The sequence below is a fragment of the Stutzerimonas zhaodongensis genome, from assembly GCF_003696365.1.
GTDB lineage: Bacteria > Pseudomonadota > Gammaproteobacteria > Pseudomonadales > Pseudomonadaceae > Stutzerimonas > Stutzerimonas zhaodongensis.
Window position 1 is genome coordinate 32,046 of the sequence record NZ_RFFM01000005.1, and the last position, 22,503, is coordinate 54,548.

General features: G+C 57.4%; 20 protein-coding genes. 13 read left to right on the forward strand and 7 right to left on the reverse strand.

Annotation, left to right across the window (positions count from 1 at the left end; translation table 11 throughout):
* Positions 1-130: 130 nt before the first annotated feature.
* Entirely contained in the window at positions 131-715 is a 585-nt protein-coding gene (gene nfuA, locus EA797_RS17290) for a Fe-S biogenesis protein NfuA (protein ID WP_122167472.1), read from the reverse strand.
* Positions 716-995: 280 nt separating this feature from the next.
* Between nfuA and metH the strand changes: the two genes are divergently transcribed.
* On the forward strand, positions 996-4,688 hold the full coding sequence (gene metH, locus EA797_RS17295) for a methionine synthase (protein WP_122167474.1): 3,693 nt from the start codon (positions 996-998) through the stop codon (positions 4,686-4,688).
* Between the two features lie 121 nt (positions 4,689-4,809).
* Here metH and EA797_RS17300 read toward each other — a convergent pair whose 3' ends face one another.
* Positions 4,810-6,558 carry a sensor domain-containing phosphodiesterase gene (locus tag EA797_RS17300; RefSeq protein WP_122167730.1) on the reverse strand — a complete coding sequence of 583 codons (1,749 nt, stop codon included), beginning with the start codon at positions 6,556-6,558 and terminating at the stop codon, positions 4,810-4,812.
* A gap of 322 nt (positions 6,559-6,880) precedes the next feature.
* Here EA797_RS17300 and EA797_RS17305 point away from each other — a divergent pair, with 322 nt between their 5' ends.
* Positions 6,881-7,207, forward strand: a complete 327-nt coding sequence (locus EA797_RS17305) for a DUF5629 family protein (RefSeq protein ID WP_122167476.1) — start codon at positions 6,881-6,883, stop codon at positions 7,205-7,207.
* A 376-nt stretch (positions 7,208-7,583) separates the two neighbouring features.
* On the opposite strand, the gene EA797_RS17310 is transcribed toward EA797_RS17305, so the two are convergent.
* From EA797_RS17310 to EA797_RS17320, 3 genes are all read right to left on the reverse strand, one after another.
* Positions 7,584-8,495 (reverse strand): DMT family transporter, encoded by a 912-nt coding sequence (locus EA797_RS17310; RefSeq protein ID WP_122167477.1) that lies wholly within the window; start codon positions 8,493-8,495, stop codon positions 7,584-7,586.
* Positions 8,488-9,003 carry a MarR family winged helix-turn-helix transcriptional regulator gene (locus tag EA797_RS17315; RefSeq protein WP_122167479.1) on the reverse strand — a complete coding sequence of 172 codons (516 nt, stop codon included), beginning with the start codon at positions 9,001-9,003 and terminating at the stop codon, positions 8,488-8,490. The genes EA797_RS17310 and EA797_RS17315 overlap by 8 nt, the downstream gene beginning before the upstream one ends.
* Positions 9,004-9,129: 126 nt before the next feature.
* Positions 9,130-9,432, reverse strand: coding sequence for a DUF1883 domain-containing protein (locus tag EA797_RS17320; RefSeq protein WP_122167481.1), 303 nt, complete (start codon positions 9,430-9,432; stop codon positions 9,130-9,132).
* 192 nt (positions 9,433-9,624) lie between these two features.
* Here EA797_RS17320 and EA797_RS17325 point away from each other — a divergent pair, with 192 nt between their 5' ends.
* The 7 genes from EA797_RS17325 (at position 9,625) to EA797_RS17355 (ending at position 16,794) form a co-directional block, all read left to right on the forward strand.
* Positions 9,625-10,773 carry an MFS transporter gene (locus tag EA797_RS17325; RefSeq protein ID WP_122167483.1) on the forward strand — a complete coding sequence of 383 codons (1,149 nt, stop codon included), beginning with the start codon at positions 9,625-9,627 and terminating at the stop codon, positions 10,771-10,773.
* A gap of 49 nt (positions 10,774-10,822) precedes the next feature.
* Positions 10,823-11,890, forward strand: coding sequence for an RNA methyltransferase (locus EA797_RS17330; protein WP_122167485.1), 1,068 nt, complete (start codon positions 10,823-10,825; stop codon positions 11,888-11,890).
* A 103-nt stretch (positions 11,891-11,993) separates the two neighbouring features.
* Positions 11,994-13,337 carry a leucine-rich repeat-containing protein kinase family protein gene (locus tag EA797_RS17335; RefSeq protein WP_122167487.1) on the forward strand — a complete coding sequence of 448 codons (1,344 nt, stop codon included), beginning with the start codon at positions 11,994-11,996 and terminating at the stop codon, positions 13,335-13,337.
* A 48-nt stretch (positions 13,338-13,385) separates the two neighbouring features.
* The gene (locus EA797_RS17340; protein ID WP_122167488.1) at positions 13,386-13,838 is read left to right on the forward strand and encodes a 3-phosphoshikimate 1-carboxyvinyltransferase; all 453 of its coding nucleotides are present in this window, start codon (positions 13,386-13,388) and stop codon (positions 13,836-13,838) included.
* Positions 13,839-14,066: 228 nt separating this feature from the next.
* The gene (locus EA797_RS17345) at positions 14,067-14,285 is read left to right on the forward strand and encodes a DUF2970 domain-containing protein (protein ID WP_122167490.1); all 219 of its coding nucleotides are present in this window, start codon (positions 14,067-14,069) and stop codon (positions 14,283-14,285) included.
* A gap of 366 nt (positions 14,286-14,651) precedes the next feature.
* Positions 14,652-16,310, forward strand: coding sequence for a nitrite/sulfite reductase (locus tag EA797_RS17350; protein WP_122167492.1), 1,659 nt, complete (start codon positions 14,652-14,654; stop codon positions 16,308-16,310).
* A complete protein-coding gene (locus tag EA797_RS17355; protein WP_122167494.1) occupies positions 16,294-16,794 on the forward strand; it encodes a DUF934 domain-containing protein in 501 nt (166 codons plus the stop codon). Before EA797_RS17350 ends, EA797_RS17355 begins: the two co-directional genes overlap by 17 nt.
* A gap of 253 nt (positions 16,795-17,047) precedes the next feature.
* Here the strand turns inward: EA797_RS17355 and EA797_RS17360 are convergent, their stop codons facing one another.
* Both EA797_RS17360 and sohB read right to left on the reverse strand, forming a co-directional pair.
* Positions 17,048-18,040, reverse strand: a complete 993-nt coding sequence (locus EA797_RS17360; protein ID WP_122167732.1) for a YhdH/YhfP family quinone oxidoreductase — start codon at positions 18,038-18,040, stop codon at positions 17,048-17,050.
* Positions 18,041-18,051: 11 nt separating this feature from the next.
* Positions 18,052-19,077: a protease SohB gene (sohB, locus tag EA797_RS17365; protein ID WP_122167496.1), complete on the reverse strand. Its 1,026-nt coding sequence runs from the start codon at positions 19,075-19,077 to the stop codon at positions 18,052-18,054.
* 176 nt (positions 19,078-19,253) lie between these two features.
* On the opposite strand from sohB, the gene EA797_RS17370 reads away from it, so the two are divergent.
* From EA797_RS17370 to EA797_RS17385, 4 genes are all read left to right on the forward strand, one after another.
* Positions 19,254-19,967 carry a histidine phosphatase family protein gene (locus EA797_RS17370; RefSeq protein WP_122167498.1) on the forward strand — a complete coding sequence of 238 codons (714 nt, stop codon included), beginning with the start codon at positions 19,254-19,256 and terminating at the stop codon, positions 19,965-19,967.
* 64 nt (positions 19,968-20,031) lie between these two features.
* A complete protein-coding gene (locus tag EA797_RS17375; RefSeq protein ID WP_045427587.1) occupies positions 20,032-20,346 on the forward strand; it encodes an SCP2 sterol-binding domain-containing protein in 315 nt (104 codons plus the stop codon).
* A gap of 246 nt (positions 20,347-20,592) precedes the next feature.
* Positions 20,593-21,660: a phosphotransferase family protein gene (locus EA797_RS17380; protein ID WP_122167500.1), complete on the forward strand. Its 1,068-nt coding sequence runs from the start codon at positions 20,593-20,595 to the stop codon at positions 21,658-21,660.
* 26 nt (positions 21,661-21,686) lie between these two features.
* Positions 21,687-22,454 (forward strand): SDR family oxidoreductase, encoded by a 768-nt coding sequence (locus tag EA797_RS17385; protein WP_122167502.1) that lies wholly within the window; start codon positions 21,687-21,689, stop codon positions 22,452-22,454.
* The last annotated feature ends 49 nt before the right edge of the window (positions 22,455-22,503 follow it).

Below are 22,503 nucleotides of genomic sequence, written 5' to 3' on the forward strand. Positions count from 1 at the left end.
GCTCAGCTAGCCAGGACACTGGAACCGGGACAGCTTATCTCAGCAAACGAGCGCCGTGGTGGCGACGCAAACCAATAGTGGCATTTTGCCAAGAAGTGGCCGAAACAGCCACCGTTTGGGCTGTTACAGCTTAGTAGTAAGCGTTATCCCGGTTGGTATGGTCGGTCACGTCGCGTACTCCCTTGAGTTCAGGAATGCGCTCCAGCAATGTCTTCTCGATACCTTCCTTGAGCGTCACATCCGCCTGACCACAGCCTTGGCATCCACCGCCGAATTGCAGTACGGCCACGCCTTCATCGACTACGTCGATCAACGTCACCTGGCCGCCGTGGCTGGCCAAGCCCGGGTTTATTTCTGTCTGCAGGTAGTAGTTGATCCGCTCGTTAAGCGGGCTGTCTTCATTAACCATCGGCACCTTGGCGTTGGGCGCCTTGATGGTCAACTGTCCGCCCATGCGGTCGGTCGCATAGTCGACCAGGGCATCCTCGAGAAACGGCTCGCTGACGCTGTCGATCCAGGCGGTAAAGCGTTGCAGAGCGATAGCCACGTCGTCCGGCTTTTCCTCGCCCGGTTTGCAGTAAGCAATGCAGGTTTCCGCATAGGGCGTTCCGGGCTGAGTGATGAAGACCCGAATCCCGATACCGGTAGTGTTCTGCTTCTCAAGCAGATCGGCCAGGTAATCGTGTGCAGCTTCAGTAATGGTAATGGCGCTCATGGGAACTCCTCTCAGACATGCTCGCGAGTGTACGCCAACCGCTGCGGAGGATAAAGTCCTAGTGTTTTAGTAGGAAATATTCCAAGTTAGTCGGGCGTCGGCTGGTGCAACCTGGATAGCCTGCGGCGCCACTGCGGCATGTCTCAGAGATTCACAGTTACGCTGACGTCCAGCGCTCGGGACTAACATGAGCACTGTTCATGAAAAATCGCGAATGATCAAAAAGCGTGCAGCTTTGCTATTATCCTCGGTCCTCGCCACCAGCTTCAGGTAGTCCCACATGCTCGACCGCAATGCCCGTCTCCAGGCACTCCAGCAAGCCCTCAAGGAGCGCATCCTGATTCTCGACGGCGGCATGGGGACCATGATCCAGAGCTACAAACTGGAAGAGTCCGATTACCGTGGCGAGCGCTTTGCCGATTGGCCGCAAGACCTGAAAGGCAATAATGATCTATTGATCCTCACGCGGCCAGACGCCATCAGCGCCATCGAAAAAGCGTACTTCGATGCTGGTGCCGATATCGTCGAAACCAATACCTTCAATGCCACGCGTGTTTCCCAAGCCGATTACGGCATGGAAGAGCTGGTATATGAATTGAACGTCGAAGGCGCCCGCCTCGCCCGCCAGGCCGCGGACGCCAAGACTGACGAGACGCCGGATCGCCCGCGCTTCGTCGCTGGTGTGCTCGGCCCGACCAGCCGCACCTGCTCGCTGTCGCCGGACGTGAATAACCCGGGCTACCGCAACGTCACGTTCGACGAACTGGTAGAAAACTACACTGAAGCCACTCGCGGCCTTATCGAAGGCGGCTCAGACCTGATCCTGATCGAGACCATCTTCGATACGCTGAACGCGAAGGCTGCGATCTTCGCTGTGCAGGAAGTCTTCGAAGAGATTGGCTTCGAGCTGCCGATCATGATCTCGGGCACCATCACTGACGCCTCTGGGCGCACCCTATCCGGCCAGACGACCGAGGCTTTCTGGAACTCCGTGCGTCACGCCAAGCCTATCTCGGTCGGCCTGAACTGTGCGCTGGGCGCCAAGGAGTTGCGTCCGTACCTGGAAGAGCTATCGAACAAGGCCGAAACCCATGTGTCTGCGCACCCCAACGCCGGGTTGCCGAATGCGTTTGGCGAGTACGACGAGAGCCCTGCGGAGATGGCCTCAGTCGTCGAGGAATTCGCCGCCAGCGGATTTCTCAACATCGTTGGTGGTTGCTGTGGCACCACACCTGCGCATATCGAAGCCATCGCCAACGCTGTAGCCAAATACGCGCCACGTGCAATACCGGATATTCCAAAGGCCTGTCGCCTGTCGGGACTCGAGCCCTTCACGATCGATCGCACCTCACTGTTCGTCAACGTGGGTGAACGGACCAACATCACCGGCTCCGCTCGTTTTGCTCGCTTGATTCGTGAAGACAATTACACCGAAGCCCTGGAAGTCGCCTTGCAGCAGGTGGAAGCCGGTGCTCAGGTCATCGATATCAACATGGACGAGGGCATGCTGGATTCAGAGAAGGCCATGGTGACCTTCCTCAATCTCATTGCAGGCGAGCCCGACATTTCCCGCGTGCCAATCATGATCGACTCCTCCAAGTGGGAGGTAATTGAAGCTGGCCTCAAGTGCATCCAAGGCAAGGGCATCGTCAACTCGATCTCCATGAAGGAAGGCGTCGATGCGTTCAAGCATCACGCACGTCTGTGCAAGCGCTACGGCGCGGCCGTGGTGGTGATGGCGTTCGACGAAGCCGGCCAGGCCGATACCGCAGCCCGCAAGCGCGAAATCTGCCAGCGCTCCTACGACATCCTGGTCGATGAAGTGGGCTTCCCACCGGAAGACATTATCTTCGACCCGAACATATTTGCGGTCGCGACAGGCATCGAAGAACACAACAACTATGCCGTCGACTTCATCGAAGCCTGCGCCTACATCCGCGACCACCTTCCCCACGCCCTGACATCGGGCGGCGTGTCGAACGTGTCCTTCTCGTTCCGCGGCAACAATCCGGTGCGCGAGGCGATCCACTCGGTCTTCCTCTACTACGCAATCCAGAACGGTCTGACGATGGGCATCGTCAACGCCGGTCAGCTGGAGATCTACGACGAGATCCCGAAGAAGCTGCGAGACGCGGTCGAAGACGTGGTGCTCAACCGCACGCCCAACGGCACCGAAGCGTTGCTGGCGATAGCGGACGAGTTCAAGGGCGACGGCAGCGTCAAGGAAGCGGAAACCGAAGAGTGGCGCGGATATACCGTCGAGAAGCGGCTTGAGCACGCGCTGGTCAAGGGCATCACCACGCACATCGTTCAGGACACCGAGGAGTTTCGACAGCAGTGCGCGCGTCCCATCGAGGTCATCGAAGGGCCGTTGATGAGCGGCATGAACGTGGTCGGTGACCTTTTCGGCTCGGGCAAGATGTTCCTGCCACAGGTGGTCAAATCTGCGCGCGTCATGAAGCAGGCCGTTGCGCACCTGATCCCCTTCATCGAAGCGGAGAAAGGCGACAAGCCAGAAGCCAAAGGCAAGATCCTCATGGCCACGGTCAAGGGCGACGTGCATGACATCGGCAAGAACATCGTAGGCGTTGTGCTCGGTTGCAACGGCTACGACGTTGTCGACATGGGCGTCATGGTGCCGGCTGAGAAAATCCTGCAGACCGCCATTGCCGAGAAGTGCGACATCATCGGGCTGTCAGGCCTGATCACGCCGTCGCTGGACGAGATGGTCCACGTTGCGCGCGAGATGCAGCGCCAGGACTTCCACCTGCCGTTGATGATCGGCGGCGCGACCACCTCAAAGGCTCACACGGCAGTCAAGATCGACCCGCATTACAAGAACGATGCAGTGGTATACGTCACCGATGCCTCGCGCGCCGTAGGCGTGGCCACCACCTTGCTGTCGAAAGAATTGAAGCCGGTTTTCGTGCAGAAGACCCGCGAAGAATACGCGATGATCCGGGAGCGCACGGCCAACCGCAGCGCTCGTACCGAACGCCTCACTTACCCCGAAGCCATTGCAGTCAAACCAAAGTTCGAATGGGCACAATACTCGCCGGTCAAGCCGTCGTTTACCGGGCGCAAAGTGCTGGAAGACATCGACCTGCGTACCCTGGTCGATTACATCGACTGGACGCCGTTCTTCATTTCCTGGGACTTGGCAGGGAAATACCCGCGCATTCTTGAAGACGAGATCGTCGGTGAAGCTGCTACATCGTTGTTCAACGATGCTCAGGCGATGCTTACCAAATTGGTCGATGAGAAGCTGATCAAGGCCCGCGCGGTGTTTGGCTTCTGGCCGGCCAACCAGGTCGACGAAGACGACATTCAAGTCTATGGCGATGACGGTGAGGCCCTGGCGACGCTGCATCATCTTCGTCAGCAGACGGTGAAGACAGACGGCAAGCCGAACTTCTCGCTTGCTGATTTCGTCGCACCGAAAAGCAGTGGCCTCACCGATTACGTAGGCGGATTCATTACCACGGCTGGCATCGGCGCCGAGGAAGTGGCCAAGGCTTACCAGGACGCAGGTGACGACTACAACTCGATCATGGTCAAAGCTCTTGCCGACCGCCTCGCAGAAGCCTGCGCCGAATGGCTGCACCAGCAGGTCCGCAAGCAATGGTGGGGCTATGACCCGGAAGAGCAGCTGAGTAACGAAGAGCTGATCAAGGAGCAATACAAGGGTATCCGCCCTGCTCCTGGCTATCCGGCCTGCCCTGACCATACCGAAAAAGGCACGCTGTTCCAGCTTCTAGATGCCGACGGCGCCAGCCAGGTAACCCTGACCGAGCATTACGCGATGTTCCCTACTGCGGCAGTCAGTGGCTGGTACTTCGCGCATCCGCAGGCGCAGTATTTTGCGGTTGGAAAGATAGACAAGGACCAGGCCGAGCGTTATAGCCAGCGCAAGCAGCAAGACCTGGCAGTCACCGAGCGTTGGCTGATGCCGAACCTGGGCTACGACGCCTGAAGAAGCACCGGCTCCGATCACAGAGCTTGATGCCGTCAACCAGAGCGGCCGCGTTTAGCGGCCGCTTGCCCTCCGTTTCTCCATGCGCCAGTTCGAGGTGCATCGGCCTGAAGCGGCGTGCCTAGTGCTCTGCAAGCCAGCGTTCGAAGTCGTCTACTCTCAGGGGCTTCGATAGCAGATAGCCCTGCGCCTCGTCGCAGCCGAGTGTTTTCAGCAGATCATAGACTTCGGTTTCTTCGATACCCTCGGCCACCACGCTATAACCCAGGTCGTGGGCCATGTTCACCATCGACTTGACCAGGGTCTGACTGCGCCTGCGCTGGCCCAGAGAAGTGATGAACGAGCGATCGATCTTCACCACCTGTGCGGATATTTTCTGCAGGTAAGACAAGCTGCTGTAACCGGTACCGAAGTCGTCGATAGCAATACTGATGCCGGCCGCCTGCAGAGCAGCCAGCTGGCTGGATGCGGCCGGGCTATTGCTGATCAAAGCACTTTCGGTCAGTTCCAGCTCGATAGCTGACGCGGGCAAATTGCATTCAGCCAATGCGGCAATCAGCGTGTCTGCGAAATCCGTTTCCTCAAGATTCAAGGCCGTTACGTTGATCGAGATGCAGAGTGTCAATCCCATGGCTTGCCAATGCGCAGCCTGACTCACTGCAGTCGCGATGACCCAGGATGTGAGCGGCCTAGCCAGCCTTGTCTGTTCGACCAGCGGGATAAATTCCACCGGTGAGATATTGCCCAGCAGCGGATGCTCCCAGCGAATCAGCGCCTCCGCCCCTACACACGACCCGGTTTTCATATCGACACGAGGCTGATAGTCGAGCCGCAGCTGTCCGGCCTGGGTCAGCGCCGTGCGAAAGTCTGCGAGCAAGAGGAAGCGTCGCTGATGAAGCGCATCGATCTCGCTTGAATAGAGCCCAACCCCCGTCTCGTCATGACGAGCATCCTGGCAGGCAGAGTGGGCGATTCGCAATGCATCCTCGGCGAGCCGCTCCCCCAGACGGAAAGGTGCAACGCCAATGGCCGGCCGCATCATCATGGATGCTGAATCATCCGGCGCGAGTGAGGCAAGTACGGCGCGCCAGGCTGCTGCGAGACGAACCGCTTCGTTCTCGTCAGTTGCTTCGATGACATGCACGAATTGGCATGGGCTTACACTGTAGAGCCGCACGCCGTCAGGCAATGATCGCTGAAGGTGAGAAGCGGCGGACCTGACCAGCTTGTCGAGAAATGCAGGCCCCATCACTCGCTGGATGGAAATCATCTGCGACATGTCCACCAGGTCTGTGAAAAACGCGAATACCGGCCTCCCTGGCGTATCTCGGCCGCGATCATCAAGATCTTCAAGAAACTGGCTTCGATTGCCAAGGCCGGTCAGCGGATCTACACGCCCGTAGGCATGCTGCATCTCGATTTGCCCCATGACCATGGAAGCCAGGTCACGGAGAGCTGAACGCTCGCTGTCGGTAATGGCGCGAGGTTCGGTACCCAGCACGCACATGGCACCAAGCGTATAGCCATCGCGGGTGACCAGCGGAGCACCCGCGTAAAAGCGGATACCAGAATGTGCAAGGGTACTGTCGCTGTAATGTGGGGAGGCCAGCAGGTCATTGATAACGATCATTCCGGAGGTGTCTGCTACTTCACCACAGCACGCCTTGAACCTTGGAATTTCTGTATGTGCCACACCAACGCGTGACTTGAACCATTGACGGTCGCTGTCAGTAAGCGATACCGCTGCGATGGGCAAGTCGAACAACTGACTGGCCATTCGCGTAATCCGATCGAAGCTTTCGCTGGGGGGGGTATCCAGGAGATTCAGCTGCTTAAGGGCGGACAGCCGCTCTTGCTCGTACGATGTCATGGACAGCATCAACTCCGAACTACATTTCTCTGGGAAGCGCAGCAGCAAGGTCACGGCGGATTACCTGTGGTCGCAGCAACCTTGGCCCAGGCCAGTCTCACTGCCGGAAGCGAACCTGTTGCAATTGGCTGGGATTGCGATGCGTTTCTGTATGCAATCTGTATAACGGCCGCAGCCTGCCTGTCCTTTACTACCATTTGTCGACCGCCGTCCGCCAGAACATGAGTTAGCGCTGCTGGCTCGCATCCGTATCACAGGGTTAAATGGCGACGCAGCCAACCGACCGGTTAAGCCGGTCGCATCGCCAATGGACAAATCGCCAATGCAAATCGAAACACCCTACCTGCTGGATCAGCTGGAAGCCGCCGACATGCTGGAGATCGACGCGCTTCACGCGTGGCACTTCGAGCTCAACGAGGCGCTGCTCGATGAAGCAGATGCTGCAGCCGAGGCCGGACTACCGTTCGCCAGCGCAGAAACCGTTGTCACCATCGAAGGCGTCGACGGGCGCGAACGCCGTGTGTGGCGCTTCACCTATAACGAGGTGATGGAGGCTGAATATCTCACCGAAGAAGACACCTGGTTACTGCTGGATGGCAGGCACCGTCTTCGCTGCCAAGGCGCAATCTCGGTGAACGGCGAGATTTGATCTCTGGATCGGAGCGTCGCAAGCAGGCCGCCTGGCAATCCAACGTAGGCACGCCGGCTCGCGCTGCTCGTGCCCGGTTGGGATGGTCATTCGCGGGCTATTAGCATCATGGTAATGGCGAGGCCACGCAAAAACTGAATGTTGCGATTCTTGCCCTGCTGATTGCCTACGTCACTCATAAAACGATCAAACCTTGTTTGCGGAACCGCCGCCCGGATGATCCATTAAAAAACTTCACCCCATCAAGGATGACCGCCGAGTGTTCTGGTCTGGCGACCTTGCTCAAGCGGCGCGCCACCAGGCCAGTCTACTCCCTGCGACTGTTGACTGATCGAAAGCTCGGTCGTTCCTTCAATGGTATTGCCACGGCTGAGCGTCACCGAACCGCGCTGCCGCGACGCAATAGCAAGGCGATCGCCAGAAGCACGAGCACACTACCGGGCAGCCAGTGCCAACCCATCCGCTGTGGCTGGGTTGCGAACAACAGCAGCATCGAGACAAACGGCACCAGGTAGCTATAGGCCGTGACGGCACCAGGCGTCAGAACCGCGGTAGCCCGCTGCTGCAGGAAGAAGGTCATGCCACTGGAGAAAACACCGAGATAGGCGACCAAAGCCACGTCTGACAGCGTCATTTCCAGGAGCGCACCGGCATCCTCGCTGACCAGACCAAGCGTGCCGATAAGGACCGCCCCAATCAGCAGACTCCAGAACGTCCGTAATCCCGCCTGTGGAGCAAGCCAGCCACGTTGCAATCCCCATTTACTCAACACCGGGTAAAGGGCGGATGCCACACAGCCGAAGAAGAATCCCAATTCGCCGAGCCCCAGCTGCAGCCCGTTGAAATCGCCACCATTCTCGGCCCACGCCAACCCCAGAGCACCTATCGCACCCAGGGCGAGAATCGCCAGCAAGCGCCCGGCTGGCTGCTCGACACCAATCCCCCGGCCAATGCAATAAGCCAGCAGCGGCACGCTGACGAACAGAGTGGCCATCGACAGTGCGCTTACGCGATGCGCCGCCCAGAACATGGTGCCGAAAAATCCTGCCAGGCTCAGGCCCATCAAGGCGTAGAGCACAAGTCCGAAACGGCTCGGCCAGCAGTCCGCATGCCGCAACAGCAGCGGCGAGAGCGCCAACGCCGCAATGGTGAACCGCATCGCCGTAAGCAACAGCGGCGGCAGTCCCTCACTCATCAGGCCCACCGCCGGAAACGACAGTCCGACGAAGAGCGCCCAGAGCAACATGCCCAAGTGAGCGCGGGTGGTTCGACGTTTCGGCTCAGACATCGTCCTGCTCCTCGAGCGGCACCAGCAGCGTACGCAACGCTTCTGCAAGTTCGAGGCGCTGGTCTTGCCCAAGTGGGGCTTGCAGTTGATGCAATGCCGCCAGGTACTCGTCAAGGCAACCAAGCAGCAATGTCTGCCCTTTCTCGCTGAGTCGAATAAGAAGGCTGCGTCGATCTTGCGGATTGGCGACTCGCTGAATCAGGCCGGCCGACTCCAGCCGGTCCAACCGATTGGTCATGGCGCCGGAGCTGAGTACCGCGGCTCGGCGCAACGCGTTGGGCGTAAGCCCTTCCGATTGGCCGCTGCGGTAAAGCGTGGCAAGCAGATCGAACTCGCCGTCATGCAACCCGTGTCGACGAAACACAGTTGCGACGCTTCGGTTCAAGTATTTCGAAAGACGGTACAGGCGTGTGAACACCGCCATTGGGGACACGTCACGATCCGGCGTTACGCTTTGCCACTGCGCGAGAACCAGATCGACATGATCGACCTGAGTCGAAGGGGGCATATTTTGCTCCAGTAAAAGAATCTTTACGTGAAGCTAAATGGGAGCCGGCAGTAGAACAAGCGCGTACGGCGGAAATTGCAGCCGGCGCAGACGGACGGCTGCAAAGCCGCGTCTACGCTTTAACAATCACTTCAGCTCGGAAGGGGAATTGCGAACGATCTTGATCTTGTGGGTCAGAGTCGGCTTGCGCGTCACGCTGATGGCCCGCCGCGTGATGGTATCGATGGTGATGTTCCAGAAACCGGTGCCGGGTACCTTGATCTTTGCTGGGAACTGATCGAACGCACCACCGTGGTAGGCGTGCCGGCCGCCGTTGCGGAAGCTGCGAAAGTTCTTGTCGTTCATCAAGCGAATGTTGCAGGGTTGCGAGCACTCGATGATCACGAAGTCGTCTTCGTTGAGATGTTCGCGCTGGTGAATGAACTTCATGTACCGCTCCGGGCCGCATTGTCTGTAAGGCGCGCAGATTACCATGGCCGGTACAAACGGCGTTCGCTGCTCATCAAGCAGCCCCAGCGATCTGGTTGTGTGGTCGGCATTCCGTGCCGTTTGTTTGGCACAATACCTCGCGATTTCACCTCGCCAGCAACGCAATTCACTTTCTGACAGGACCAACCGCTTATGATCGCGGCGAATCAGGTTGTCGATGCCGCATCCCCCGCTGCCACACGTGCCGCCCGAGTCGGCTTCTTCATGGCTGGCTTCGGCCTTGCCATCTGGGCGCCGCTGGTTCCCTACGTGCGAGCTCGCATCGAGATGAGCGACGCGGTATTCGGCACCCTGCTCCTGTGCATCGGCCTCGGTTCACTGACCTGGATGCCACTGTCCGGGCTGCTCGTGGCCCGTCGCGGGATTCGTCCTGTGATCCTTTTCAGCGTGGCTTTGCTCGCTCTGTCATTGACTGGCATGGCGCTGACCGAGTCGCTGTGGATTCTTGCGCTCGCGCTGTTCTGCTTTGGCGGCAGCCTTGGCGTGATCGATGTCGTCTTCAACATCCAGGGCGTGATGATCGAGCGCGATACCGGGAAGCGACACATGTCCAACTTTCACGGCATGTTCAGCCTGGGGTCGATATGCGGAGCACTCGCGCTAACAGTGGCACTCACGCTTGGATTACCGCCGGCTGTGGGCACTTTGTTGATGGTCGCGCTGATCGTGCTGGCAAATCTGGCTGTCTCATCCGGCTTCCTGCGCGATCGCGCGCCCGCTGGCGGTGTTGCGTTCGTACGCCCGAGCGCAGCGGTATTGCTGGTAGGAGGCCTGTGTTTCATCGTCTACCTTGCCGAAGGGGCGGTGCTGGACTGGAGCGCCCTCTACCTGACCGAAACGAAGGCTTTGGAAACGGCCAAAGGCGGCCTTGGCTACGCAAGCTTTGCGTTGATGGTGACCGTTGGACGCTTTGCCGGCGGCCCGGTGGTCAACGCGTTGGGCACTGCACGGACGATCGCCTATGGCGGGCTGCTCGCTGCGGTGGGCATCGCGCTTACCCTGATCACCGCACACTGGGGTTGGGCGCTGCTGGGATACGGACTGTGCGGGATGGGCTGCGCGAACGTTTCGCCCGTGCTGATTTCGTCGCTCAGCCGGCAGCAGCAAATGCCCGTAAATCAAGCAATCACAGCCGCCACCACGATCGGATTTGCAGGCGTGCTCGCCGGCCCGGCCTTGATAGGCCTCATTGCACACTTCGCATCGCTGACCCTGGCGTTCGCATTGCTGGCAGTGCTGTTGATGGGTCTGGTGCTCGGTAGCCGCCGTTTTTCCGAGTGACCTCGCTGCTACAGACCGCGAACCGGCGTTTGGCTAGAATGCGCGCCCTATGCGTATTCACGAAATTCATCAGCAGCTCGCCGGTCTTGGCGCGAAGCCAGTTCATATCGGCCGGGTCACCCGTGCCTGGCTGCAAGGCCAGCCCCTGGATGTCGGCACCCGCCATCAGCGCACCGAGGATTTTCTGCCGTTGTCGGTGCGCAACGGCCTCCCCAGCGTCAGCGACACGATAGCCCGACTGGTCCGCCTGCGTTCGGAGCATCCGGCAGTTGACGGTTCGGCCAGGCTACTCGTCGAGCTTGCGGACGGGCAGATGGTTGAGAGCGTTCTGCTGCCACGTGGCGGTCTCTGCGTATCGAGCCAAGTCGGCTGCGCGGTAGGCTGTGTATTCTGCATGACCGGGAAAAGCGGCCTGTTGCGCCAGCTCGGTAGCGCTGAAATCGTCGCTCAGGTGGCGTTGGCGAGGCGCTTTCGCCCGGTCAAGAAGGTCGTGTTCATGGGCATGGGCGAACCTGCGCACAACCTGGACAACGTGCTGGAGGCCATCGACCTGCTGGGAACCGATGGCGGCATTGGCCACAAGAATCTGGTGTTCTCGACAGTTGGAGATCCACGCGTGTTTGAGCGCTTGCCACACCAGTTGGTGAAGCCGGCGCTGGCATTGTCGCTGCACACGACGGACGCCGGGCTGCGGCGCGCCCTATTGCCGCGTGCACCGGCCTTCGATCCGGCGGAATTGGTGGAACTGGGCGAGCGCTACGCGCGGCAGGTCGGCTATCCGATTCAGTATCAATGGACGCTGCTTAAGGGCATCAACGACAGCCAGGATGAGATGGATGGCATCATCCGGCTGCTGCGGGGCAAGTTCGCGATCATGAATGTCATCCCCTACAACAGCCTCGACGATGACGAATTTCAGCGCCCCGAAGCCGGGCGGATACATCAGATCATGCGTTACCTGCACGAAAACGGGGTGTTGACCAAGATACGCAACTCGGCAGGCCAGGATATCGACGGCGGTTGCGGTCAGCTACGTGCCCGTGCCGAGAGGGTAATTCGCGAGCGTCGGAATCCAGCTCCCGTGCCACCTCAAAGCCGCTGCGCTGAACAACCCTGACCTCCGACTGTCCTAGCGCACAATCCCGACGACCGCCATCAAGCGGAACGTCTTAAGTCCGCGCCGGCGGCAGAAGCCTGCGACACGGCCAAGCGAGTACAGCATGCATACACTGCAACAACTGAAACGCGGCGAACTGGCTGGCGCCACCCGCCTCGACCTGTCTGAGCAACTGGAGTACTTCCCGCGCGAGATCTTCGAGCTGGCCGACACCCTTGAAGTGCTAAACCTCTCAGGCAATCAGCTGACCAGCTTGCCGGACGACCTTCCGCGTCTGCACCGGCTGCGTATCCTGTTCTGCTCGGACAATGCATTCACCGAGGTACCCGCCGTGCTTGGCCGTTGCGCCCGTCTGGAGATGGTTGGCTTCAAGGCCAATCGGATACGTACGCTTGCTCCCGAGGCGTTACCGCCTTTGCTGCGATGGCTGATCCTCACTGACAACGAGCTTGAAGCACTTCCGGCGGAAATCGGCCAATGCACACGCATGCAGAAGTTGATGCTTGCGGGTAACAATTTGCATGCGCTGCCCGAAACACTCGCCAATTGCAGTCGACTCGAATTATTGAGGATTTCCGCCAACCAGCTGCCGTCCCTGCCTGACTGGCTACTTGAGATGCCCAGGCTGAGCTGGCTGGCCTTCGCTGGTAATCCCTTCAGCGACGCAATGGAGGCCGAAATCCTAGCTCAGCATCCCTTGCCTCCCGTGGACCGCGCTCAGATCAGACTGGGCGAGACTTTGGGACAAGGCGCATCCGGCGTAATTCATCGTGCAGACTGGCATCAGCCTGGCGGTACAAGCCGAGCCATGGCGGCCAAGCTTTTCAAAGGCAACCTGACCAGTGACGGGCTGCCACACAGCGAGATGGCAGCCTGCATCGCGGCTGGAGCACACCCAAATTTGATTCCAGTCGCCGGGCCCTTGGCCGAAGTTGCTGAAACACCGCAGGGGCTGCTCCTGGCGCTGATCGATCCCGCATATCAAACCCTGGCTGGTCCTCCATCGCTCGCCAGCTGCACGCGCGACTGCTACGCAGAGGACCGCAGCTTCAGCGTCGATGAAGCGTTGCATATAGCAAGTGACGTGGCCGCTGTTGTCGCGCACTTGCACGGTCGCGGCATTCTTCATGGCGACCTGTACGCCCATAACCTGTTGGTAAATCTGCGAGGCCATGCACTGCTCAGCGATTTCGGTGCAGCCTCGTTCTTTGACCCAGCAACTACTCAGGGAATAGCGCTCCAGCGTATCGAGACGCGCGCGTTCGGTTGCCTGCTCGAAGAGCTGCTGCAACGCTGCGAACAATCGGGTACCGACCCACGCATGTCGCCTGCAGCGAGCCTGAAGGATCAGTGCCTGAGTGAGAGTCCATCAGCACGTCCCGATTTCCTTGCGCTCAGACGACAATTCGAACAAATAACCGGGCGACTGGGCGATCCGGCCAGCTAGTTGCATACAGGTGCTGTCTTCCACCTGTTCTGACGGCTTCCTGACACTATGCCTTTATCTGAAACCAGCGATACCCATTCTAGCGCACCCTACCCTGCTGCTGGCGACGTTGCATTGGAGCGGGACCCGTTCATCATCGGCTTGAAGCAGCGGCTACCTGAAGATCTGCGCGAGAGCTTCAGCGAAAAGCAGCTGCAAGGCCTGCGCAGCGCATTTGCTACACGGTCTTGGGGTCGTCACCAGCTGGACTGGCGCGGCACCTTCGGCTTGTGGAGCAATCAGTACTATTTCGTGCTGGTGGGTGGGCGCAACAAGCGCAACCTTTCTCGATCGCAACGCAATATCTCGCTGGCCGCAAAGGCTGCAGCCATTACGCTATTCCTGTTCTTCTGCGTTCTGGTTGGTCTGCTGGCGCTGTACCTGATCAAATCGGCGCTAGGGATCAACCTGCTACCGAATTTTTCTCTCGGGATCTGGGACTGGTTCAAGGGAGGACGCTGACATCGGCTCTTGATCATTAATCAAAGTCAACGTGCGGCCAGCTGGATTGCACGAAACCTGACTGTGCCTGAAGACCGTTACTACTAGCTCATGTCAGTTGGTAGTTTCGGCACCCGACAGCGTCGGCTACTTATTACGCACCAGGTAAGGCACGGTTATCGCCACGGAATGAACCACGTCCCGAATGCCGTCTAGACTTCACCCCAACCCTATCTGGTGGAGACTGACATGGAAGACGAGCAGCAACCCAAGTCACTCACGCTGAGGCAAATGCTACAGAGCGTGCTAGCCGGCGCTTTGGGCGTTCAGAGTGGCAAGAACAGAGAGCGCGATTTCAGTCACGGGAAACCCAGCCATTTCATTTTGCTTGGCCTCGGCTTTACGGTCGTCTTCGTCTTGGTGATTCTTGGTGTCGTCAAGCTGGTGCTCTACCTGGTCGGTCTCTGAGCCGCTCCAGGGACATCGCTATTGATGACTGACCCAAAAAACCGCCGTGGCTACCACTAACATGATGATCAAGAAAATCGCGGTGGCGTCTGCGCGGCTGTCACTTCCGCGGTGATTGGACTGTTCGGACATGGCTGTCTCCGCTGTTATGGGCCGGCGTACTTCACCGTTCTAGCAGTTAAGACCACAGCTGCAATAGGCTCAAGCTGGGCCGCTTAAATGCCTAAAAGCGGCAGTTTCGTTCTAAACATATTCCCAAACATCACTTTTACGCATAAACGCTTGCTGGTATCTTGCCGGCCTCCCTAAACGGGTGCGCGGCCGTGCGCGCAAAAAGCTGTAAACAGCCTGAAAACAGGACATTTCATGTACGTATACGACCAGTATGACCAACACATCATCGAGGATCGCGTGCGTCAGTTCCGTGACCAGATACGCCGCTACCTCGCCGGCGAACTGACTGACGCAGAACTGCTGCCCCTTCGCCTGCAGAACGGTCTGTATATCCAGCGCTATGCGCCAATGCTGCGCATTGCAGTACCTTACGGGCTAATGTCGTCAACACAGATTCGCAAACTGGCTGACATCACTCGCAAGTACGACAAGGGCTACGCCCATATCAGCACCCGTACCAACGTACAGCTCAATTGGCCAGAGCTCGAGGATGTTCCGGACATTCTCGCCGAGTTGGCCACCGTACAGATGCACGCCATTCAGACCAGCGGTAACTGCATTCGCAATACCACTACAGATCAGTTCGCCGGCGTAGCCAAGGATGAGCTCGTTGACCCACGGCCGTGGTGCGAGATCATTCGCCAATGGTCAACATTCCATCCAGAGTTCGCCTTCCTGCCGCGCAAGTTCAAGATCGCTGTGAACGGCGCCGTCAGCGACCGCGCCGCCATCGAAGTTCATGACATCGGCCTTGAGGCTGTCAGAAATGATGCGGGCGAGTTGGGCTTCCGTGTATCTGTTGGTGGTGGCCTCGGGCGGACGCCGATCGTAGGCAGCTTCATCAATGAGTTTCTGCCGTGGCAGCAACTGTTGACTTACCTCGACGCCATTTTGCGTGTGTACAACCGCTACGGCCGCCGGGACAACAAGTTCAAGGCGCGTATCAAGATCCTGGTCAAGGCCCTTACGCCAGAGGTCTTCGCCGAGCGAGTTGAGGCCGAGTGGTCCTATCTCAAAGACGGCCCCAACACCTTGACCGAGACTGAAGTAGAGCGTGTCAGTAAGTTCTTTGTCGATCCGGACTACAAGAATCTGGAAGATCAGGACGCGGCGCTTGCTCAGCTGGACGCCGACCATCCTGGTTTCGCCCGCTGGCGACAGCGCAACGTAGTTGCTCACAAGAAGCCTGGTTATGCCGCAGTCACCCTATCGCTAAAAAGCACAGGCGTGGCCCCAGGCGATGTGACCGACAAGCAACTCGATACCATTGCAGACCTTGCGGATCGGTTTAGCTTCGGCGAAGTGCGTAATTCGCACGAGCAGAATATGATCCTTGCCGACGTCGAGCAATCGCGTCTGTTCGAGCTTTGGAACGAGCTGCGCGACCTCGGTGTTGCCACACCGAACATCGGTCTGCTGACAGACATCATCTGCTGCCCAGGCGGCGATTTCTGTTCGCTTGCAAACGCCAAGTCGATCCCGATCGCCGAAGCCATTCAGCGCCGCTTCGACGATATGGACTACCTGTTCGACATTGGTGATATCGACCTGAACATCTCAGGGTGCATGAATGCTTGTGGTCATCACCATGTGGGCCACATCGGCATTCTCGGCGTGGACAAGAAAGGCGCCGAGTTCTACCAGGTATCGCTGGGCGGCAGCTCCGGGCGCAATGCAAGCCTGGGCCAGATACTCGGCCCTTCCTTCGCGCAGGATGTCATGCCCGACGTGATCGAGAAGGTCATAGGCGTCTATGTGGAGCAACGCACAGAAGAGGAACAGTTCCTCGACACCTTCCGCCGAATCGGCATCGACCCTTTCAAGGAGCGCGTCTATGCAGCGAATCATTAAGGACGGCCAAGTCATCGACGAGACCTGGCACCTGCTACCCAAAGACGTTACTCTTGACGGCCTTTCCAATTGCGACGATCTGATCGTTCCTTTCCAGTTGTGGATCGACCACGCGCATGCCTTGAAGGCTCGCGATGGCGGACTGGGCATCTGGCTGGACTCTGACGAAGCCGTTGAAGAGATCGCCGATGACCTTGAGCATTTCAAAGTCATTGCCTTAAACTTCCCGGCATTCACAGACGGCCGCCATTACTCCAGCGCACGGCTCCTGCGCGATCGCTACGGGTATAAGGGCGAGATCCGAGCGATCGGCGATGTGTTACGTGATCAGCTGTTCTACATGCGCCGTTGCGGCTTTGATGCGTTCGCCGTGCGAGCGGATCGGGACCCTTATGACGCACTGCAGGGCCTGAACGATTTCACTGTTACCTATCAGTCGGCGGCAGACGAAGCGTTACCGCTGTTCAGACGTCGACAGGGTTGAAGCAAAGCGTAAAAAAACCCGCCTTTCGGCGGGTTTCTCTTTTCAGCGATACATCCAGAAATTTGGATGGTCCATTTCGACAGCCTCGACTTCATGCTTCTTGCCGAGGGCTTCCTTTATCTTGTCTGCCAAAGCTTTCATGACTGTTCCTGCGATGTTGGAGTGCTGTTAGCTTCGCTCAATCAATCACAGCTATGAAATCGCTTTTGACTATGTTTCCCATAGCAGCAGGAATTTGGCATATGAGTGTGGGCTAATCGACGCGAACCACTAATCGTCCCGTCTGTTGCCCCGCGAGAATGCGCTCGATGGCAATAGGCAGGTCGTCGAGGCATATTTCCTGGACCAACTCGTCGAGATTAGGCAGCTTCCATTGAACTGAGAGCTTGTCCCACATTGATGCCTTGACTACCAAAGGTATTTCCACTGAATCCACACCCAGCAGGTTCACCCCACGCAGAATGAAGGGAAGAACACTGCCCTGAAAGGCGGTGCCGGCTGTCAATCCGCAGCACGAAACACTTGCCCCGCGTTGCAATGATTTCACTACATTGAAAAGGATATCCCCGCCTACGGTATCAACTGCGCCTGCCCATTGCTCTTTAAGCATCGGTTTCTCGGTGCCAGCCTGAAGTGCGCTGCGCTCAACTATTTGCTTCGCGCCGAGTTGAGTCAGAAACTCGGATTGGTCAGCTTTACCGGTAACGGCCGCCACGTTATAGCCGAGGCGAGACAACAAGGCGACTGCAATGCTACCGACTCCACCCGTTGCACCGGTGACGAGTACCTGGCCATCGCCGGGCTCCAGCCCTGCTTGCTCGAGCTTGTCGATGCAAAGCGCTGCGGTAAGCCCTGCCGTGCCAAGCGCCATCGATTCGCGCAATGACAACCCCGCCGGACGCTTGATTACCCACGCGGCAGGCACACGGATGTACTGACCAAACCCACCTGCGGTGTTCATACCGAGGTCGTAGCCAGTGACGATGACTTCGTCCCCTTTAGTGAACTCCGCAACGCTGGATTCCGCAACGGTTCCAGCGGCGTCGATGCCCGGCGTATGTGGAAAGCTACGGGTCACGCCACGATTGCCACTTGCCGACAAGGCGTCCTTGTAATTGAGCGATGAATAGCTGACGCGAATCAGCACCTCTCCAGACGGCAGATCGTTGATATCTCGCTCGATGACGCTCGTCTCGAAACGACCTTCGCCGCTTTCGCTGGTTTGCAGTGCCTTGAAGCTAGTCATCATCAATCCTCTTATTGCCAGAATCGTTGTTCGTTCAGCCGCGTCCAGCCTTTCAGGACACCGCTCTCGAGCGCTGCACTTGCAGCAATGCCAAATCGTTCGGGAAGGCTTTTCTTCTCAGCAAAATGCAGCTGATAGAGATCGGCTTCACTGGCCCGGGACGCCAGGTACTCGTCGCTGGTCATCAACTCATCCACAAGCTGCTTTCCAAGCGCAGAAATGCCCAGCCAAACCTCGCCCGTGGCGACGTCATCAATGGATAGTTGCTGGCGATAGCGCGCCACAAAATTCTTGAAAAGCTCATGGGTAGTTTCCAGGTCGTCCTGGAATTTCTCACGTCCCTTCTCGGTGTTCTCTCCGAATATCGTCAGTGTCCGCTTGTATTCACCGGCAGTCAGGACCTCGACATCGACGTCATGCTTTTTCAGCAACCTGTGTACATTCGGCAACTGCGCTACAACGCCAATGGACCCGAGTATGGCAAACGGCGCGCTGAGTATCTTTTGGCCAATACAGGCCATCATGTAGCCACCACTGGCCGCCACCTTATCGACGCATACCGTTAGCGGCACACCGGCATCTCGAATGCGGACCAGCTGTGACGCGGCGAGCCCGTATCCGTGAACCATTCCGCCACCGCTTTCCAGACGCAGCACTACCTCATCCTGCGGTGTTGCCAGTGTAAGCAGTGCAGTAATTTCATGGCGCAGGTTTTCGACTGCAGAGGCTTTGATGTCACCGTCAAAGTCCAGCACGAACACGCGCGATCGATTCTCTGGATTTTTCTTGGCTAGCTTGGCTGCCTTGGCCTCCAGCTTTCGCTGGGTCTTTAGCTGATCCTTATCGATCAGCGATTGCTCAAGGCGCTCACGCATCGATTTATAAAAGTCGTTCAGCTTGTGGACTTCCAGATGACCGCCCCCTTGCTTGCCTCGTCCACGACGCAGTGAGGCGATCCCAATAAGCACGACCAAGATGGCTGCTACCAGCGTAACGGTCTTCGCCAAAAAGCTTGCATAGTCGGCAAGAAATTCCACAGATCCCCCTCGGGTAACTACGATGCCAGCAGAAGTGCGCAATGGCTGTTCGAGCAAGCATACCGACTGCACTGCTGTGTGAGCCAGCGGCGGCAATTCAAACGAACGTATGATTTATCGTTGACACTCCAATATGATCCACCTACCCTCGCGAAAACTGAGGTCCGGAGCAGAACATGGGCAGTATCTACCTGATCAGACACGGTCAGGCCTCATTTGGCGCTGAAAATTACGACGTTCTGTCGCCGCTCGGTTTTCAGCAGGCTGCAGCTCTGGGCGATCATCTTGATCAGCTGGGCATTCGTTTCGACCGCTGCATCAGCGGGGAGTTGAGCCGCCAGCAAGACACCGCTCGTACAACACTCGAACGAATGGCTTCGACGTACGCAGGCCAGCGACCGTCGCTGGAGATTGATCCGGCTTTCAATGAATTTCATGCCGATGAGGTGATCCGAGCCCACATGGATGATCTGCTGGCTGTGGAGCCTGGCGCCATGCACGTATTTCGCAATGCAGCCAGCCACCGAGCAGAATTTCAGCGACTGTTCAGATATGTCATACAACGATGGGTATCGGGCGAGCATGAAAAGCAAGGTCTGGAAAGCTGGCAAAGCTTCCTTGATCGCGTGCACGCAGGGATGAGTCGGCTGCTTGATCAAGCAGAAAAAAAGGATCACATCGCTGTGTTCACTTCAGGCGGGACCATTACGGCCCTGCTGCAGCTAGTCGTCGGCGTGCCGGCGGTTAACGCGTTCGAGCTGAACTGGCAGATCGTCAACACTTCCCTCAGCCGTCTGAAGTTTCGTGATCGGGAGGTGACATTGGCTTCATTCAACAGTCACACCCATCTCGAACTGCTGAAAAATCCGGAGCTCGTCACTTATCGATAGGCTCCAGCCTAACGCGGCTCAAAGCTGCACGTTATTCCACGACAACAAACACAGGGACAAACCGATGAGCAATGTCGACGAAACCATCCAGGGCATGAAGGCCAAATTCAACCCCAGCGCTGCAGCTGGCCTGGATCTGGTTTTCCAGTTCAATATCACCGATGCCGAAAACTATTACTTGGTAGTGAAAGACGGCACCTGCGACTTCCACAAAGGCGAGTCTGCAGACGCCAATGTCACGCTTATCATGGACAGCGAAACCATGCAGGGCGTCATTAGCGGAGAGACTGACGGTATGCAGGCGTTCATGGCAGGCAAGCTGCGCGCTGAAGGCGACATGATGCTCGCTCTCAAGCTGAGCGAATTGTTCCCAGCCTGATTTACGTAGCGTGCCAAAAAAAACCGAAGTCCTGCGACTTCGGTTTTTTTATACGCCTTTTTGATGATTTTCATGCATCAAGCAGCTTGATCACTGCTCAACACCCCGACCAATAACGGGCGACATCCCTTGGTGAGGCGCCAACGTCGGATTAGATTTATCAGCGATATATGGCTCGTGAGCGCCGTTATGTGCTGGCTGCGGCGACTTGCTCAACGAAGCACCGAATTACAAGAAGGGAAAAGCATGGCGCTAACAGATCAGACCAGCGACGTACGATCCGGTGAAGAACTGCCTGTAGAAGTCGTCGACGGGTATTTGAAGTCCCATATACCTGCGCTCACCGGGACCCCGAAGATTTCGCAGTTTCCAGGCGGCGCATCCAACCTGACTTACTTATTGGAATATCCGGATCAGGAATTCGTGCTTCGTCGCCCGCCGTTCGGACACAAAGCCAAGTCCGCGCATGACATGGGCCGCGAATATCGGATTCTCAACCAGCTCAACGCAGGCTTTCCGTATTGTCCCAAGGCCTATGCATACTGCACTGACGAAACGCTTATTGGCGCTGAGTTCTATGTAATGGAGCGCGTCAGGGGCATCATCCTTCGCGAAGATATGCCTACCGAACTTGGCTTTAGCACCGAGCAAACCACATCCCTGTGCAAGAGCTTCATCGACAAGTTCGTAGAGCTGCACAACGTTGATTACAACGCCTGCGGTCTGGCTGACTTAGGCAAGCCGGAGGGTTACGTGCAGCGCCAGATTGGCGGCTGGATTGACCGCTACGAGCGCGCCATGACATCCGACGCCCCGAGCTGGGAACCTGTCAAAACATGGTTGCGAGACAAGATGCCGGCAGATCACCACAAGCCCGGTATCGTTCACAATGACTACCGCTTCGATAACGTCATCCTCAGCCCGGAAAATCCGATGGAAATCATCGGCGTTCTTGACTGGGAAATGACAACAATCGGCGACCCTTTAATGGATCTCGGCAATACCCTCGCCTACTGGATAGAAGCAACGGATCCCGCTCCGATGCAAATGATCCGCAGACAGCCCAGCAATGCTCCAGGCATGCTGACGCGCCAGCAGTTCGTCGACTATTACGCAGAAAAAGCGGGAATACGAATCGAGAACTTCGATTACTACTACACCTACGGCCTGTTTCGCCTGGCGGGGATCGTCCAGCAAATCTACTACCGCTATTTCCATGGGCAGACTCAGGACAAACGTTTCTCGAAATTTGTACAGATGAACGCCCTCCTCGAGCAAGCAAGCCTACAAGTCATCAACAATTCGAAGCTGTAAGACAGCTCTCCAAAAGGAACCACCCCATGAGTAAAACCAACCTCTTCGATCTGGACGGCAAAATCGCCTTCGTATCAGGAGCCAGCCGTGGTATCGGCGAAGCGATCGCCAAGCTTCTTGCCCAGCAGGGCGCACACGTAATTGTTTCCAGCCGCAAAATAGATGGCTGTCAGGCTGTGGCAGATTCGATTATCGCGGCGGGTGGAAAAGCGACTGCCGTGGCCTGTCATATCGGTGAGCTGGAACAAATCCAGGCAGTCTTCACGCAGATTCGTGAGCAATTCGGTCGACTGGATATCCTGGTCAACAACGCCGCAACAAACCCCCAGTTCTGCCATATTCTGGACACTGACGCCTCGGCGTTTCAAAAGACTGTCGACGTGAATATCCGCGGCTACTTCTTCATGTCGGTTGAGGCGGGCAAGCTGATGCGTGAACACGGCGGCGGTAGCATCATCAACGTTGCGTCCATCAATGGCGTAACGCCCGGTAATTTCCAAGGCATCTATTCAGTCACCAAAGCAGCAGTCATCAACATGACTAAAGCATTTGCGAAGGAGTGCGCTGCTCAGGGTATTCGATGCAACGCCCTACTCCCAGGCCTGACCGACACCAAGTTCGCGTCGGCATTGGTAAAAAATGATGCCATTCGTGAAGAAGCACTGCGCTACATCCCGCTGCACCGGGTTGCCGACCCAAGCGAAATGGCGGGTGCGGTGCTTTATCTGGCCAGCGATGCTTCTAGCTACACCACCGGCTTGTCACTTAACGTGGACGGCGGTTATTTGGCCTGATAAGCCATGAGCAAAAAAGGGAACTCTTGGGTTCCCTTTTTGTTTTAGC